At 63.1% G+C, this 15,328-nt stretch carries 9 protein-coding genes; 7 read left to right on the top strand and 2 right to left on the bottom strand.

The annotated features are described in order from the left end of the window. The first annotated feature begins 374 nt into the window (after window positions 1-374). From B5F89_RS08660 to B5F89_RS08680, 5 genes are all read left to right on the top strand, one after another. Window positions 375-1,394 (top strand): ATP-binding protein, encoded by a 1,020-nt coding sequence (locus B5F89_RS08660; protein WP_087431389.1) that lies wholly within the window; start codon window positions 375-377, stop codon window positions 1,392-1,394. 245 nt (window positions 1,395-1,639) lie between these two features. Next, window positions 1,640-2,800, top strand: a complete 1,161-nt coding sequence (locus B5F89_RS08665) for an IS256 family transposase (protein WP_087431390.1) — start codon at window positions 1,640-1,642, stop codon at window positions 2,798-2,800. A gap of 348 nt (window positions 2,801-3,148) precedes the next feature. Next, entirely contained in the window at window positions 3,149-3,772 is a 624-nt protein-coding gene (locus B5F89_RS08670; RefSeq protein ID WP_087431453.1) for an NUDIX hydrolase, read from the top strand. A 299-nt stretch (window positions 3,773-4,071) separates the two neighbouring features. Then, on the top strand, window positions 4,072-5,847 hold the full coding sequence (locus tag B5F89_RS08675; protein WP_087431454.1) for an ABC transporter ATP-binding protein: 1,776 nt from the start codon (window positions 4,072-4,074) through the stop codon (window positions 5,845-5,847). A 201-nt stretch (window positions 5,848-6,048) separates the two neighbouring features. Further along, a complete protein-coding gene (locus B5F89_RS08680) occupies window positions 6,049-6,924 on the top strand; it encodes a hypothetical protein (protein WP_087431391.1) in 876 nt (291 codons plus the stop codon). Window positions 6,925-7,164: 240 nt separating this feature from the next. Here the strand turns inward: B5F89_RS08680 and B5F89_RS08685 are convergent, their stop codons facing one another. Together B5F89_RS08685 and B5F89_RS08690 are read right to left on the bottom strand one after the other, a co-directional pair. Continuing rightward, window positions 7,165-8,292, bottom strand: a complete 1,128-nt coding sequence (locus B5F89_RS08685; protein WP_087431392.1) for a hypothetical protein — start codon at window positions 8,290-8,292, stop codon at window positions 7,165-7,167. 406 nt (window positions 8,293-8,698) lie between these two features. Then, the gene (locus B5F89_RS08690; protein ID WP_087431393.1) at window positions 8,699-9,592 is read right to left on the bottom strand and encodes a PfkB family carbohydrate kinase; all 894 of its coding nucleotides are present in this window, start codon (window positions 9,590-9,592) and stop codon (window positions 8,699-8,701) included. A 341-nt stretch (window positions 9,593-9,933) separates the two neighbouring features. Between B5F89_RS08690 and carA the strand changes: the two genes are divergently transcribed. Then, window positions 9,934-11,406 (top strand): glutamine-hydrolyzing carbamoyl-phosphate synthase small subunit, encoded by a 1,473-nt coding sequence (gene carA / locus B5F89_RS08700; RefSeq protein WP_087431395.1) that lies wholly within the window; start codon window positions 9,934-9,936, stop codon window positions 11,404-11,406. A gap of 3 nt (window positions 11,407-11,409) precedes the next feature. Next, complete coding sequence (carB, locus tag B5F89_RS08705) at window positions 11,410-14,748, top strand: carbamoyl-phosphate synthase large subunit (RefSeq protein ID WP_087431396.1); 3,339 nt, start codon at window positions 11,410-11,412, stop codon at window positions 14,746-14,748. Window positions 14,749-15,328 lie beyond the last annotated feature (580 nt).

Consider the following 15,328-nt stretch of genomic DNA (forward strand, 5'->3'; position numbering starts at 1 on the left):
TCCGGTCGGAGCGGGCGTCGGCGGCGCTGGGCTGGAGGACGCCGGACGAGAACCGCAGGCTGCTCGGCTACGCGGTGTAGGATGTACAGGAAAACGTCCGCAGTCCCATAGATTGCGAAAAACGGACATGAGGGTACAGGGTGGGGACGGCTTCAGGTCCTCCACTTTTATTTGCTTCGTATTTGCTTTGCAATTATCAAATGGCGGCAAAAAAGTGGCCTAAAGAAATCAGATAAGCTATCTACCTGCGCAAACAGCTTGGAACCACTATCGAGTTTTATTTGCTTCTTATTTGCTCCGTATTTGCTTGCTATTTGCTTTTGCGAGTCGAGCGTGGGCACAATCGATGCGAAGCGAGAAGAGGCGGATCGGCTTTGGAATCTGAGTTATGGCGCAAGGTGCAGCAGGAAGATTATGAATCACAGATTGCGCGCACGTCGTGCACTGCGGAAGAGTTGCGATCTCTTCTGGACTGCGAAGCCTACTTTAACAGGCAGGGAATGCCAACGCCCGAAAGTAGCCAGACTATCATTCATTACCTAATCGACGAAGGCCTGGCTGTTGCCGAGGATGACGGCATGTTTGCGGTTACCAACATGGGTGCCCTTCTATTCGCGCGTAACCTCGAAGAGTTTCCTGTGGTTATGCGCAAGGCGCCACGTGTTATTCAGTACGAGGGGCGCGGACGCATATCGATGCTTCGGAGCAGGACGTTTGCCTCGGGATATGCCATCTGTTTAGATGAACTTGTCGATTACATCATGGCGCTCCTGCCGTCACGTGAGGTCATTGTGCACGCAACGCGAAGCACGCAAACACAACTACCTGCGCTGGCAGTTCGTGAGATTGTGGCAAACGCCCTCATCCATCAAGATTTTTCTATTACGGGAACCGGTCCGCTGATTGAAGTATTTGCAGACAGGCTTGAGGTTACCAATGCGGGTGCGCCCCTTGTAGACGTTATGCGTATCGTGAACGATCCGCCGCGTGCTCGTAATGAGAAAACCGCTGCTCTTATGCGTCGTTTAGGTTTCTGTGAGGAGGCGGGCTCCGGTTGGGACAAGGTTGTTGAAGCGTGCGAGTATTACACCCTGCCCGCACCACGCATCGAGACGCCGCAGGATAGCACGCGCGTAACATTGTTTGCGGCTATCGCATATCGCGCCCTTACGCCAGAGGAGCGCGAGCTTGCCTGTTATTGGCACACATGCATCTGTTATGCGAACCGTACGGCAGCGACTAACCAGTCTCTCAGGGCACGTTTTGGGTTGCCTTCATCGGCGTCTGCGCAGATTTCCCGTTTGATTCATACCTGTATTGACCGCGGGCTGATTCGCGCAGTGGACGCGGACGCGTCGAAGAAGAATAAGCGTTACGTGCCGGCTTGGGCTTGAGTGCCTCTCGTATTTGCTTGCTATTTGCTCGACAGCGCAGGAAGCTCAGGTCCGACGGTGTACTTATATATAGTGCAGAGGCTCCTTCACGGTGAGCGCTCCTGGCGGCGCGATGCAGAAGGTGCTGGTAACGTACAATTTCTTGCGCACTTTGACAGCGGAATAGCGTCCGGATAGGAAGGGGGGCACTGCCCGCCCCGGTATGATTCGAGTTGTCGAGACAGGAAACATGCTGGAGGCAGGCCATGTCCGGGCCCATCGTGACATTGAACGAGGATTCGCTGAAGACTGATCTGCGCGAGCTGGTGAGGAGGACCGTCGAGGACACCCTGAACGGCCTTCTCGAGGAGGAGGCGGGGGACCTCGTCGGCGCCGAGCGGTACGAGCGCGCCGCCGGGCGCGAGGTGTACCGCTCCGGCCACTACGAGCGCAGCCTGGCCACGTCGTCCGGCGAGGTAACGATCCATATGCCCAAGCTCAAGGGCATGAGGTTCACCGCGGCGATCATCGAGCGCTACCGGCGCCGCGAGGCGAGCGTCGAGGAGGCCATGATCGAGATGTGCCTCGCCGGGGTCTCGACCCGCAGGATAGAGGACGTCTCCGAGATCCTCTGGGGCTCCAGCGTCTCGGCTGCCACCGTCTCGAACCTCAACGAGAAGGCGTTCGCCTCGGTCGAGGAGCGGCGCAACCGCCCCCTCGAGCGCGCCTACCCCTACGCCTGCGTCGACGGGATCTACCTCAAGCGCAGCTGGGGCGGGAGCTATGAGAACGTGGCCGTGATGGTCGCCATCGGCGTCAACGACGACGGCTACCGCGAGGTCATAGGCGCCGCCGAGGGGTTCACCGAGTCCTCGGGGTGCTGGCGGGAGCTCCTGTCGTGGCTGAAGTCCAGGGGGCTCCGCGGCGTGCGCGGGTTCACCGGCGACAGGGCCGCCGGCATGGTGGGGTCCATCGCCGAGGTCTTCCCCGGCGCCGCCCACCGGCGCCGCGCCGTGCACTTCTACCGCGACGTTCTCGCCGGGGTGCCCAAATCCGGGCGATCCGGGGTCGCGGCCATGCTCAGGGCGATCCGCGCCATGGAGTCCCGCGAGGCCGCCGAGGCCAAGGTGCTGGAGGTGGCCGCCGGCCCCGGCGGCATGAAGCTCGGGGAGGCCGCCAAGGCCGTGAGGGACGGCTACGCGGAGACCCTGGCCTACACGAGGTTCCCGCGCGAGCACTGGCGGCGCGTACGCACCGACAACGCAATAGAGCGCCTGAACCGCGAGATCCGCCGCAGGACGAGGGTGGTGGGCACCTTTCCCGACGGCAACTCGGCCCTCATGCCCGTGACCGCCAGGCTCAAGTACGTGGCCGAGAGCGAGTGGGGTTCGAGGCGCTACCTGGACGTGACTCTGCTGGAGGGGTAGCCGCACCGGACGGCGGGCCTATGGGCTGCCGGAAAGTGCGCAAGATTCTTGACGGTACCGTAGATGCAGCTCATGGTAAGAATCTCAGTGCAATTTGCAAGTAAGAAATCGGCCTAAAAATGACAACTTGCAATGCTGAATTAGGGGTGAAAAAGACACTTTGCAAAGATGGCCATGTGCGGTACTCCAACGTGCCTCACGCGTGCAGAAAACGGGTACCCTGTAGGGAACAGTAGCTGGCTTGGGGGAGGAACCATGGCAGAAGAGAAGCGCAACACGGTCGACGAGGCTGCGGTTGAGGTTAACGACGGCGACCGCACCGAGGAGAACGCCTCGCCCGAGCCCGAGATGGAGGATTTGCCCGCGCTCGTGCTGGGCGACGAGGCTGAGCACGATGCCGACCTGCACGAGGAGGTCATCGACAGCGAGATTGCCTGGCGCGGCAAGATTTTTGACGTCGAGCGCCTGAACGTGCGCCTGCCCAACGGTCACACCTCGGTCCGCGACGTGGTGCGCCATCGCGGCGCGGCGGCCGTGGTTGCGCTTACCACCTCGGGTAAGATCGCGCTCGTGCGCCAGTACCGCACCTCGCTCGGCCGCGTGACGGTGGAGATCCCCGCCGGCAAGCTCGATTACCCCGGCGAGGACCCGCTCGAGTGCGCTAAGCGCGAGCTCAAGGAGGAGACCGGCTTTGTGGCCGGGCGCATTGCCTACCTCACCACCATTGCCACGAGCTGCGGATTTGCCGACGAGCTCATCCACATCTACCTGGCCACGCAGCTCTCATTTGAGGGGGCGCGCCCCGATGACGACGAGTTCCTCAACGTCGACCTGGTGCCGGTGGAGGAGCTGGTGGACGCCGTGCTCGACGGCAAGATCGAGGACGCCAAGACTGTGGTGGGCGCCCTTGCCTGCGAGGTCATGAGCCGCCGCTTGGCGGATGCCGCCGTGGCCGAGGAGGCCGCGGAGTAAGCGCTCTCGAGCCGAAGGGGCGTGCGGTTTGTGATTCTCAGGCAACTGAATGTGATTTGGCGGCAACTAAAACCGTGCCGCAAGGGCGTTCTCGATAAACCATGCTGCAAGGGTTTGCGCGGCGCGGCCGGCGCTCGTCATGGCGTATACTAAGCGCCGGTTTGTGCGGCACCTTTTGCAGCGCGGACCTCGGCATCTTACATCTCAACCACGAAAGGCAGTGTCCTACCGTGAGCACCGCTAGTACCACCTCGGCCGCTAACTCTTCGACCGCAACCGCGGCACCCAAGCACCGCAGCATGTTCCGTCGCTTTCTTGCCTACTACGGGCCGGAGCGCGGCCTCTTTATTGCCGACACCGTCTGCGCGCTGGTGATTGCCGGCATTGACCTTGCGTTCCCGAGCATTCTGCGCTCGCTCACGGGCGGCCTCTTTACCGAGGGGCGCGACGCCATTCTGGGCGCGCTGGGCATGATTGCCCTCGGTCTTGTGGTGCTCTACCTCGTGCGCATGGGCTGCCGCTACTTTGTGTCGGCGCAGGGCCACATCATGGGCGCGCGTATGGAGTCGCGCATGCGCGAGGACCTGTTTGACCAGTACGAGCGTTTTTGCTTTAGCTATTTTGACCGCGTGAACTCCGGCGACATGATGAGCCGCGTGGTCAACGACCTGTTTGACATTTGCGAGGCCGCTCACCACGTGCCGGAGTGGATCATCATCTGCGGCGTGGAGATTGTGGGCGCCTACGTGATCCTCTTTACCATCTCGCCCGTGCTCGCCGGCGTGATGGCGCTGGTGACCGTGGTCTTTGTGGCGATTATGGTGCGCCAGAACTTCCGCATGCGCGAGGTTTTTGCGGACAACCGTCGCAAGATCTCTGAGGTTAACTCGCAGCTGCAGGACTCGCTCTCGGGCATTCGCGTGGTCAAGTCCTTTGCGAACGAGGAGACCGAGCGCGCCAAGTTCCGTACCTCCAACGCGCGCTACCTCGACTCCAAGGTCAGCCAGTACCACGCCATGGGCGCATACCAGGCAACAAGCGCGCTCATGACGGGCGCTCTCTTTACCATCATCGTGGTCTTGGGTGGCTACCTGGTGGCCCAGGGTCAGATGACCGCCGTCGACATGGCGACCTTTGCCCTCTACATCAGCCTCTTTACCACGCCGATCGAGACGCTCGTCAACTCGACCGAGACGGTGCAGAAGGCCATCGCGGGCTTTAAGCGCATGGACGAGGTCATCCTGAGCATGCCCGACATTGTGGACGCGCCCGACGCGCGTCCGCTTGAGGTCACCGCGGGCGCCATTGCCTACCGCGACGTGTGCTTTAGCTACGACGACGCCGAGCTCACCGAGGACGGCGCCGACCGCATGCGCCCGGTGATCGACCACCTGTCGCTTGAGATTGCGCCCGGCGAGACCATTGCGCTTGTGGGTCCGTCCGGCGGCGGCAAGTCCACCACCTGCTCGCTGCTGCCGCGCTTCTACGACGTGGCCTCCGGCTCGATTAGCATCGACGGGCAGGACGTGCGCTCGGTCACGCAGGAGAGCCTGCGCCGTGCCATCGGCCTCGTACAGCAGGACGTCTACCTGTTTGACGGCACCCTGCGCGACAACATCGCCTACGGTCGCCCCGGCGCGACTCAGGCCGAGATCGAAGAGGCCGCGCGTCGCGCGAACATCCACGACTTCATCGCGAGTCTGCCCGAGGGGTACGACACCGTGGTGGGCGAGCGCGGCAGCCGTCTTTCTGGTGGCCAGAAGCAGCGCGTTGCCATCGCCCGCGTGTTCTTGAAGGACCCCAAGATCCTCATTCTGGACGAGGCGACCTCGGCGCTTGATAACGAGAGCGAAGAGGCCGTGCAGGAGTCGCTCGAGCGGCTCGCGGCGGACCGCACGACGATCATCATCGCGCACCGCCTCTCGACCATTAAGGGCGCCGACGAGATCGCCACGGTGGAGAACGGCCGCGTGGTTGAGCGCGGCACGCACGACGAGCTTCTGGCGCGCGGCGGCACCTACGCGCGCTATTACCGCATGCAGTTTGAGGGCGCCCGCGCGCACGAGCTCGCGTAGGGCGCGGCCCGTGGTGGGTGTGGGCTTGTGCCGCGATGCCGGCAGGGCCGGGCCCTGCATGAGGGCACGCGACGCTCTGCAGCTTGCATGGTGATTGTCGCAGCGTAGGCAGCGTGCCTGCGACGTATGCGTATAATGCCGATGCGGCAGGGCTTGCGCCCGGCCGCGCAAAGGAGATCACCCGCTGCCCAAGGTCGACGCATGGCAAAGAAAACCCCGCTTACACCCGAGGAAGTCACCGAGCTCTTTGCGCAGCTCGATGATTCGGGCGTGCTCGACCCCGGCGGTCCGCACCGCAAGCGCACACGCCGCACCATCGACCCGCTCTCCGACGAGGACCCCTCCGGCTCCAACGTCGACCACGCCATCTCGCGCGCGGCCATGGCGGTTATCATCGGCGTGCTTTTGCTCGTGCTGGGCATGCAGCTTTGGTACGGCATCAGCCGCCGCCTCAACACCGCAAATCTCTCCGACACCGCCAATGCTCAGACCGTAAGCCTCGCGCTTGAGGGCGGCGTGGAGTGGGGCAACGGCTTCACGCAGTTCCCGCACGACTTCACGGTCGAGGAGGCCGACGAGCGCACGGGCATCGTGGAGGTGTCCGTGGTCGACACCGAATCCTCCAACGAGCTGGAGCTCTTCTCTAACAGCCAGATCCAAGCGGCCGCGCTTGCCACAAACGCGCTTTTGAACGACAACATCAACCAGGTGGTCTACAACGTGAGCGCGCGTCTCGACGAGGACGGCAACATCACCTACGACCACCTCTTTGGCCTTCTGCCCGCACAGGGCGAGGAGGGCGTGATCTTTACGTTCGTGTGGACCAAGTATCGCTCCGGCGACTCGGCCAACATCGACTGGGAGCTGCGCATCATCGGCATGGACGAGGATATTGCGGGCCGTATTCAGGAGCAGGTCAACTCCGTGTCGTCACTCATCGATACGCCGGGCATTGACCAAGACGACTTCGACGCGCAGCGCAGCGAGCTTGACCTGGAGCGCGAACTTTTGGGCGGCGAGCAGTACCTGGGCGGCCCCGCCGAGAAGTATCCGGAGGACGTGCGACCGCAGGAGTAGCCTTGCAATTAGAGCGAATTGCCGCTGGGACCTCCAGAAAACTCGCGTTGTAAGTGGCCATATCGGGAAGCGCTGATTCCTCATTCCTAGGCTCACTATGAGAATCCGTGTTTCCCCAGTTGGGCGCTTTATTTAGATAAAGCATTAAGAAGAAAGCGGGAAGAGCCCACTTACTTGGCGATGTTTTGTGCCCTCCACTCCGGGATTGCGCCTTCGGGGGCGGCCCCAGCGCGGATCATGTTAAGGTTGACGCCATAGTTGGTTCCATGCGTGCAATACCTGATACCTCAGCTCTCTTTCCTTTGCCGTTTGCCGGGCCGTTTTCGGTCGCAGTTTTACCCCTCTTTTCTTGGCAATGTATTGGATGAGCTCTTGGAACCGCTTCTGATTATTAATCTGCTGATACGTCACAAGAATCATGGGAAGCCCCGTCGACTCTAGCGCGAGCAGGCGGTCTGCATCGTGCTCCGTGATGCCGCCCGGGCCATGAACCGAGCGTCCCTGACACTCAATCCCCAGAGCAGGAAGAGAATCTGTTGTTTCAAGGAACAGGTCGACACGGGCGTAGCTCTGTCCAGCGATGGTCTGGGCGCCGGCGTCAAAGTGTACGGTTCGATTGAGGGACATTGGTCCTAGGCCCCAGCCGCCAAGATGTCGTCCCCAGCCAATTGTTATTGCCGCCTTCGCTTCGAAAGACGACCTGGCAACACCGCAAAGGAGCTCAACGGCTTGACGGAAGCGCCTGATGCCGCGCACATTTCCAACGGCATCGGCAAAGCGCTCCAGGTTTTCCTTGCTTGTAAGGGGTTCGCGATACCACTGGTCGGTAATATCGCCCTTAACGTCAATTACTGGCCTCCAGCCGTCTTCGCCGCGCCATCCAGTTTGGGACATACGCCTCTTCAGCTCATTACGATGCTCGGCGGTAAGGTGGATCTCCGAATAGGTTCCCGTAAGCTCATACATTGCGAGTGCAAGTTGCGGGAGGGGCAGATGCCTTGCGAGTTGAAGCAGCGTGAACTCTGGAGAAGTAACGGAATGGTATGCATCGATCTCGATAAGCGAACCGCTCGGCAGATCGCCTTTCCAAAGATGCCTGATGAATGCGGCGGACTGGTGCATGTGGGTTCTGTTGCATTCAAGGATGTGCAAGGGGACGCGCACGTAGCCAAGAAACCTGTCGCGGCGGTAAAGGGACTGCCTGCCACGGCTCGTTGAGAGGTCCGGCGTGTCCAGCGAGAGGCGAAGCACGCAGGGCGGGATGCGAAGGAACTCAAAAGCCGATATGTCACAAAGAATCGTCTCCATGGCATTACGGTAAGAGAGAGAAGTGGGGTGGAGGGTAACAATCTCAGATTTCTGGTGCACGTTCTCACCAATGTCTGACACGTTTCTGACTGGCAAGAGAAAACAGGCATATTTACCAGCGCATTTGACAAAACGGAGACGCCTTGTTAGCGAAACGAGGCCTGTTCACAGATTGTTCGCATCTAACGTGGAGCATATTCAGAGCAGTGACGGAGAGTCTGCTGCGGGCCGGGTGCGGTTTGGTGACGGTTCGCAAAAAAATGCGATGTAAGTGGGCCCCTTCGACAAGGGATGAGTCAGTGAAGGACATACGGCCCCCATGTCGGGTTTTCCCAGTAAAAACCTTACCTAGATGGAGTATTCGATTCCATGACTGCCGGAGGCCACTTACATCGTGCATTTTTGAGAGGGGGGGTGCCGCACGGCTGCGCGGCACCCCCGGCTTCAAGTGCGTGAGGCTGTTGGATTAGCCCAGAAGCGCGGCGACCTTGCCCAGAAGTGGCTCGAAGCTGACGCCGCGGTCCTGGAACTGCGGCTGCTTGGAGGACACGATCATGGCGTCGTGCACGAAGTCGCCGGCAAAGCGCACAGCCTCCTCCGTAGTGCGGCCAGCCATAACGGCGGCGAGCAGGCACGAGCAGTACAGGTCACCAGTGCCGTGCAGCATGTAGGGCAACAGCTCATTGTTGACCTCAAAGAACGATCCGTCCTGCGCGCCCACGAAGTTGCGGATAAGTCCGTCGCCGCGCTGGATGCCCTTGAGGACAACTGTCTTGGTGCCCTTTGCAAGCAGCGCGTCGGTCAGGCGGTGCGCCTCGTCGTCGGTGATGTCCTCGCCGGCCCAGGCGTCCCCGATGGGCTCGCCCAGGATGATGGCGGCCTCAGTGAGGTTGGGCGTGAGGATGTCCGCGCCCTCAGCGAGCTTGGCCATGGCGTCGCAGAGCTCGGGGGTGTAGGTGGGGTAGACACGGCCGTGGTCCGCCATAACGGGGTCGACCACGCGCAGCGCGGCAGGGTAGGTGGCGTAGAGGTCACGGATGCGGTCGACCTGCTCGGGCGCGCCGAGGAAGCCGGAGTAGATTGCGTCGATATCGACCCCGATACCCTTCCAAGCGGCGAGGTAATCGGAGAGGATTTCGGTCGTGTCGTGCATGTACCAGCCGGGGAAGGCGGTGTGCGACGAGAAGAGGCCGGTCGGGACCGGGCAGACGTCGCAGCCGGCGGCCGAGAGGACCGGGATGGCGACGCCAAGCGAGCACTTGCCGTAGCCGCACAGGTCGTGGACGGCGGCAACGCGCGGGATGTAGTCCCCTTCACGCTGGTAAAGGGGCTGTGTAGACATGCTGATTCCGTTGGACATGGATATTCCTTCTTTCATCCGCGGACTTATGGACCAGCGTACGGTTACCCAGCATAGTACGCGCGGGCGATTGGGCGGGCGCGCATTCACATCGAAACAGAGAGCGCACATTGCGCGCGCTTCGCACCGAGTGCTTCGCACCAGGCGGGACGCGGCTACACCGCTTGCCACGGGCGTGCTTGCGACGGCGGCCGGCGCGCCGCCGAGCGCCTCGCGCCGGGCGGGGTGCGGAATTATCGCGGACAGGCCGCCCCAGCGGGCGCGCATGGCAGAAAACGCCTACAATGAGGTGCAGCCCATCCACCTTTAAGCCGGTCCTGCGAGGCCGGGAAGGAGTGCATATGGCGGTTACAGACGTGTCGGGCGCGCAGGCCCGCACCTCCGGCGGCGACCGCGCCGTCCGCAGCGCAGCCTTAAGTGAGCTCGCGCAGCACATGCTTTCCAAAACCAGCAAAAAGTCGAGTGTTCCGGGCATTCTGATGCTCGCCGACGGCACGGTCTTTTACGGCCGCGCCTGCGGAGCTCAGGGCACGGCCACGGGCGAGGTCTGCTTCAACACCTCGCTCGAGGGGTACTTCGAGGTCCTCACCGACCCGAGCTACGCCGGCCAGATCGTGACCATGACCTACCCGCAGATCGGCAACTACGGCATCGACCCGGTCGACACCCAGACCGGCCTCGGCGCCGACGGCGACCCCACGCTCAACACGCGCCCGGCGCTGCGCGGCATGATCGTGCACGACATGTGCCGCACGCCGTCCAACTGGCGCTCCACCGAGAGCGTGCCCGCCTACCTCGCCGAGCGTGGCATCGTGGCGCTCGAGGGCATCGACACGCGCGCGCTCGTGCGGCATCTGCGCGACAACGGCGCCCAGAAGGGCATCATCACCACGGAGGTCTTTGACCTCGAGGAGCTCGCGCGCCTGCTCGCGGAGGCTCCCGACCTGGTGGGCGAGAACCTCGTCAAGACCGTGAGTCGCACCGACCGCCGTTCCTACACCGCCGCTGACCTGCCGGCCGACCACGCCTTTGCCTCCGCCGACCCGGTGCCGGCGCGCCACAAGGTCGTGGCCTACGACTGCGGCATCAAGCGCGGCATCCTCGAGGGCCTCGTCCGCGCCGGCTGCGACCTCACGCTCGTGCCGTGGGACACCCCCGCCGAGGACGTGCTCGCGCTCGAGCCCGACGGCGTCTTCCTCTCCAACGGCCCGGGCGACCCGGACGCCGTGGAGGAGACCTACACCCAGGTGCAGAAGCTCATTGGCAAGCTGCCGATTTTTGGCATCTGCCTGGGCCACCAGATGATCAGCCTCGCCTGCGGCGCGGATATGGAGAAGCTTAAGTTCGGCCACCGCGGCGGCAACCAACCGGTCATGAACTTGCTCACCCGCCGCGTGGAGATCACCGCCCAAAATCACGGCTTTGGCCTGGTGTTCCCGAGCCTCGGCGCGCTCGTGCCCGAGCTCTCGGGCGGCGTGGCCGAGCACCCCGCCGGCGCCGACGGCACCGCCGCCACCGGCGACTTGCGCTTCTGGGTGGAGCGCGGGGTTGCGCCGGTCGTGCAGAACGAGCGCTTCGGCCGCATCCGTCTCACGCACGTGAACTTGAACGACGGCACCGCCGAGGGCATCCAGCTACTCGACCAGCCGTGCTTCTCGGTCCAGTACCACCCCGAGGCCTCGCCCGGCCCCACCGACGCCCACTACCTGTTCACGGCGTTCGCGCGCCTCATGGACGGTGACGCCGATTACCTCAACATCGATATCTCGAAAGACCGCCTCGCGGGGTGGAAGTTCGCAGAGGAGGAGATGTAGACCATGCCTAAGCGGACTGACATCAAGCGCATTCTGGTGATTGGCTCGGGCCCGATCGTCATTGGCCAGGCGTGCGAGTTCGACTACTCCGGCGCGCAGGCCTGCAAGGTTCTAAAAGAGGACGGGTACGAGGTCATCCTCGTCAACTCCAACCCGGCGACCATCATGACCGACCCGGGCCTTGCCGACCGCACCTACGTGGAGCCGGTCACGCCCGAGTTTATCGAGAAGGTCATCAAGCGCGAGCACCCCGATGCGCTGCTGCCCACGCTCGGTGGCCAGACCGGTCTTAACGCCGCAGTCGAGCTCGCCAAGTCCGGCGTGCTCGAGCGCGAGGGCGTCGAGATGATTGGCTGCGACCTTGCCGCCATCGAGCGCGGCGAGGACCGCAAGCTCTTTAACGAGGCCATGGCAGAGATTGGCCTCGAGGTCGCGCGCAGCGGCTACGCCTATTCCATCGAGGACGCGCTCGAGATCGTGAAGCGCGTGGGCTACCCCTGCGTCCTGCGCCCGAGCTTCACGCTCGGCGGCGCGGGCGGCGGCATTGCCCACAACGAGCAGGAGCTCCGCGAGATCGTGCGCCAGGGCCTCGAGCTCTCGCCGGCGGGCGAGGTGCTCGTCGAGGAGTCCATCGAGGGCTGGAAAGAGTACGAGATGGAGGTCATGCGCGACCACGCCGGCAACGGCATCATCGTGTGCTCCATCGAGAACTTTGACCCCATGGGCGTGCACACCGGCGACTCCATTACCGTCGCGCCGGCGCAGACGCTCTCTGACCTCGAGTACCAGCGCATGCGCGTGGCGTCGCTTGCCATTCTGGAGAAGGTCGGCGTAGAGACCGGCGGCTCCAACGTGCAGTTTGCCGTGAACCCCAACAATGGCCGCATCATCGTTATCGAGATGAACCCGCGCGTGAGCCGCTCCTCGGCGCTTGCCTCCAAGGCCACGGGCTTCCCCATTGCCAAGGCCGCCGCGCGCCTGGCCGTGGGCTACACGCTCGACGAGATTGTGAACGACATCACCAAGGCAACGCCAGCGTGCTTTGAGCCGTCGATCGACTACTGCGTGGTCAAGGTGCCGCGCTTTGCGTTTGAGAAGTTCAAGGGCACCGACACGCGCCTTACCACCCGCATGAAGGCCGTGGGCGAGATTATGGCCATCGGCCGCACCTTTGAGGAGAGCTTCGGCAAGGCCATGCGCTCGCTCGAGGACGGGCACGTGGGCCTTTCCGCCGGCGGCAACGAGGGCGTGGGTATGGACGATGCCGAGCTTGCCGAGCATGTGGCCGAGCCCACCGCAGACCGCGTCTTCTATCTGGTGGAGGCCCTGCGCCGCGGCTGGGACGTGGAGCGGATCTTCGACCTTACCAAGATCGACCGCTGGTTCCTCTCGCGCATTGCCGACATGGTGGCCGTGCAGGAGTCCATCCGCGGCCTCCGCGTGGAGGACATCGACGCCGACGCGATGCGCCTGCTCAAGCAGTACGGCACCTCGGACGCCGAGATTGCCGCGCTCACCGGCAGCGACGAGCGCTTTGTGCGCGCCTACCGCAAGGGCCTCGGCGTGGTGCCGTGCATGAAGACGGTCGATACCTGCGCCGCCGAGTTTGCGAGCGCGACCGAGTACCACTACAAGACCTACGAGAACCTGCAGCGCCCCGGCGTGGAGGCCAAGAAGCGCGTGGCGCCCGACGAGGTCACCCACACGCACAAGAAGAAGGCCATGATCTTGGGCGCCGGCCCCAACCGCATTGGCCAGGGCATTGAGTTTGACTACTGCTGCGTGCACGCGAGCTACGCGCTCGCGAGCCGCGGGTACGAGACCATCATGGTCAACTGCAACCCCGAGACCGTCTCCACCGACTACGACACCTCGGATCGCCTCTACTTTGAGCCGCTCACCTACGAGGACGTCATGGACATCGTGGACGTGGAGCGCCCGGACGGCGTGGTGGTGACGCTCGGCGGCCAGACGCCGCTCAAGCTCGCCCGCGCGCTTGAGGACGCCGGCGTGGAGATCATGGGCACCAAGCCCCGCGCCATCGACCTCGCCGAGGACCGCGAGCGCTTCAGCTCGCTGCTCGACCGCATGAAGATCATGTACCCGCCCGCGGGCGAGGCGCGCTCCTTTGAGGAGGCCGAACAGGTTGCCGCGCAGATTGGCTACCCCCTGCTTGTGCGTCCCAGCTACGTGCTCGGCGGCCGCGGCATGATGATTGCCTACGACGCGCCGCACCTGCGCGAGTACATGGCCGAGGCCACGCAGATCAGCCCCGACTACCCGGTTTACCTCGACCGCTTCTTGGAGGGAGCGATCGAGTGCGACGTCGACGCGCTCTGCGACGGCGAAGAGGTCTACATCGGCGGCATTCTGGAGCACATCGAGGAGGCCGGCATCCACTCCGGTGACTCCGCTACGTGCATCCCGCCGTTCAGCTTCTCCGACTCGCTGATTGAGAAGCTGCGCGACACCACCCGCCGCATCGCACTCGAGGTGGGCGTGCGCGGCCTCATCAACGTGCAATACGCCATCCAGGGCGAGACGGTCTACGTCATCGAGGCCAACCCCCGCGCGAGCCGCACGGTGCCCTTCATCTCCAAGGCCACCGGCGTGCCGCTCGCCAAGGCGGCGGCCTGCATCATGGCGGGCGAGTCCATCGCCGACTTGCACCTGCCGGCAGACGACCGCGAGCTCGACTGGTTCTGCATGAAGGAAGCCGTCATGCCGTGGGGTCGCTTCCCCGGTGCCGATGTAGTGCTCGGCCCCGAGATGAAGTCCACCGGTGAGGTCATGGGCATTGCCAAGAGCTACCCCGAGGCCTACGCCAAGACGCAGCTCGCCATCGACTACAAGCTGCCGTCGCCTGAGCAGGGCAAGGTCTTCATCAGCGTGAACGATCGCGACAAGCGCCACATCCTGTCCACGGCGCGCACCCTGCGCTACCTGGGCTTTGATATTGTGTCCACCTCGGGCACGGCCAAGGTCCTGCGCGGCGGCAACGTGAAGTGCGAGGTCGTGAACAAGTTCTCCGACGGTCATCCGCACATTGGCGACATGATCGCCAACGGCGAGATTGCGCTCATCATCAACACGCCGTACGGCCAGGGCGCCCGCGGCGACGGTTACAAGATGCGCACCGAGGCGGTGCGCCGCGGCGTGACCAGCGCCACGTCGCTCTCGGGTGCGAGCGCGTTTGTGGCGGCCATCGAGGCCGTGAAGGCTGCCAAGGAGGCCGAGGCCCACGGCGCTGACGCGCAAGGCGTGGGTGCGGCCGATCCGTTCACCGCGTACGCGGGGATGGACGTTATCGCGCTGCAGGACCTGCCGCAGTACGAGGTGTAAGCTGCAGGTAGGCGGGGCGCGTCGGCCTTGTTGGCCGGCGCGCCCCGCTTTTGCTGCGTGGGGGCGGGAGGCGCTGGGGCGCGGATGCTGCCCTGCGCAAGAACAAATGGCATTACATGGGGCCGGGTTTGCCTGCTAAGGCGCGCCCGACCTCGTTTTTGGAGCGGCCGGCCATATTGGGAGATGCTTCTGGCCAAAAACGCGGTCGAAAAAGTACATCGACCTGCCCAAAAGGTGGCGGAGCGCGCTGTAGCCATCGTAACCGCTTGGTTACTGGTATAAAACATATCTATTTGCAGCATTTCTCAAACGGCCAGAGGCGCTCATCGCCGTTTGCGAGTGCGCTGGCATGCCCAAAATACTTTTTCGACGCCATTTTTGGCCACGCTTGCATTTCATTACCGTCAGCACTGGCTAGCGAGGTGGTGGGGTCTTCTTTCAGGCACGCAAGGGCCATCTTGCCATATCGCCAGTCTGGTCTGGGATAGCCCTTCTAGCTTGGGAAACGCAAAGTCAGTTTCGTTTTCCGAGGGCTTCGTTGATCATTTTCCGAACTTTCCGTTTTCCGAATCTCCGCTCA

The sequence above is a fragment of the Collinsella sp. An307 genome, from assembly GCF_002161805.1.
Lineage (GTDB): Bacteria > Actinomycetota > Coriobacteriia > Coriobacteriales > Coriobacteriaceae > Coprousia.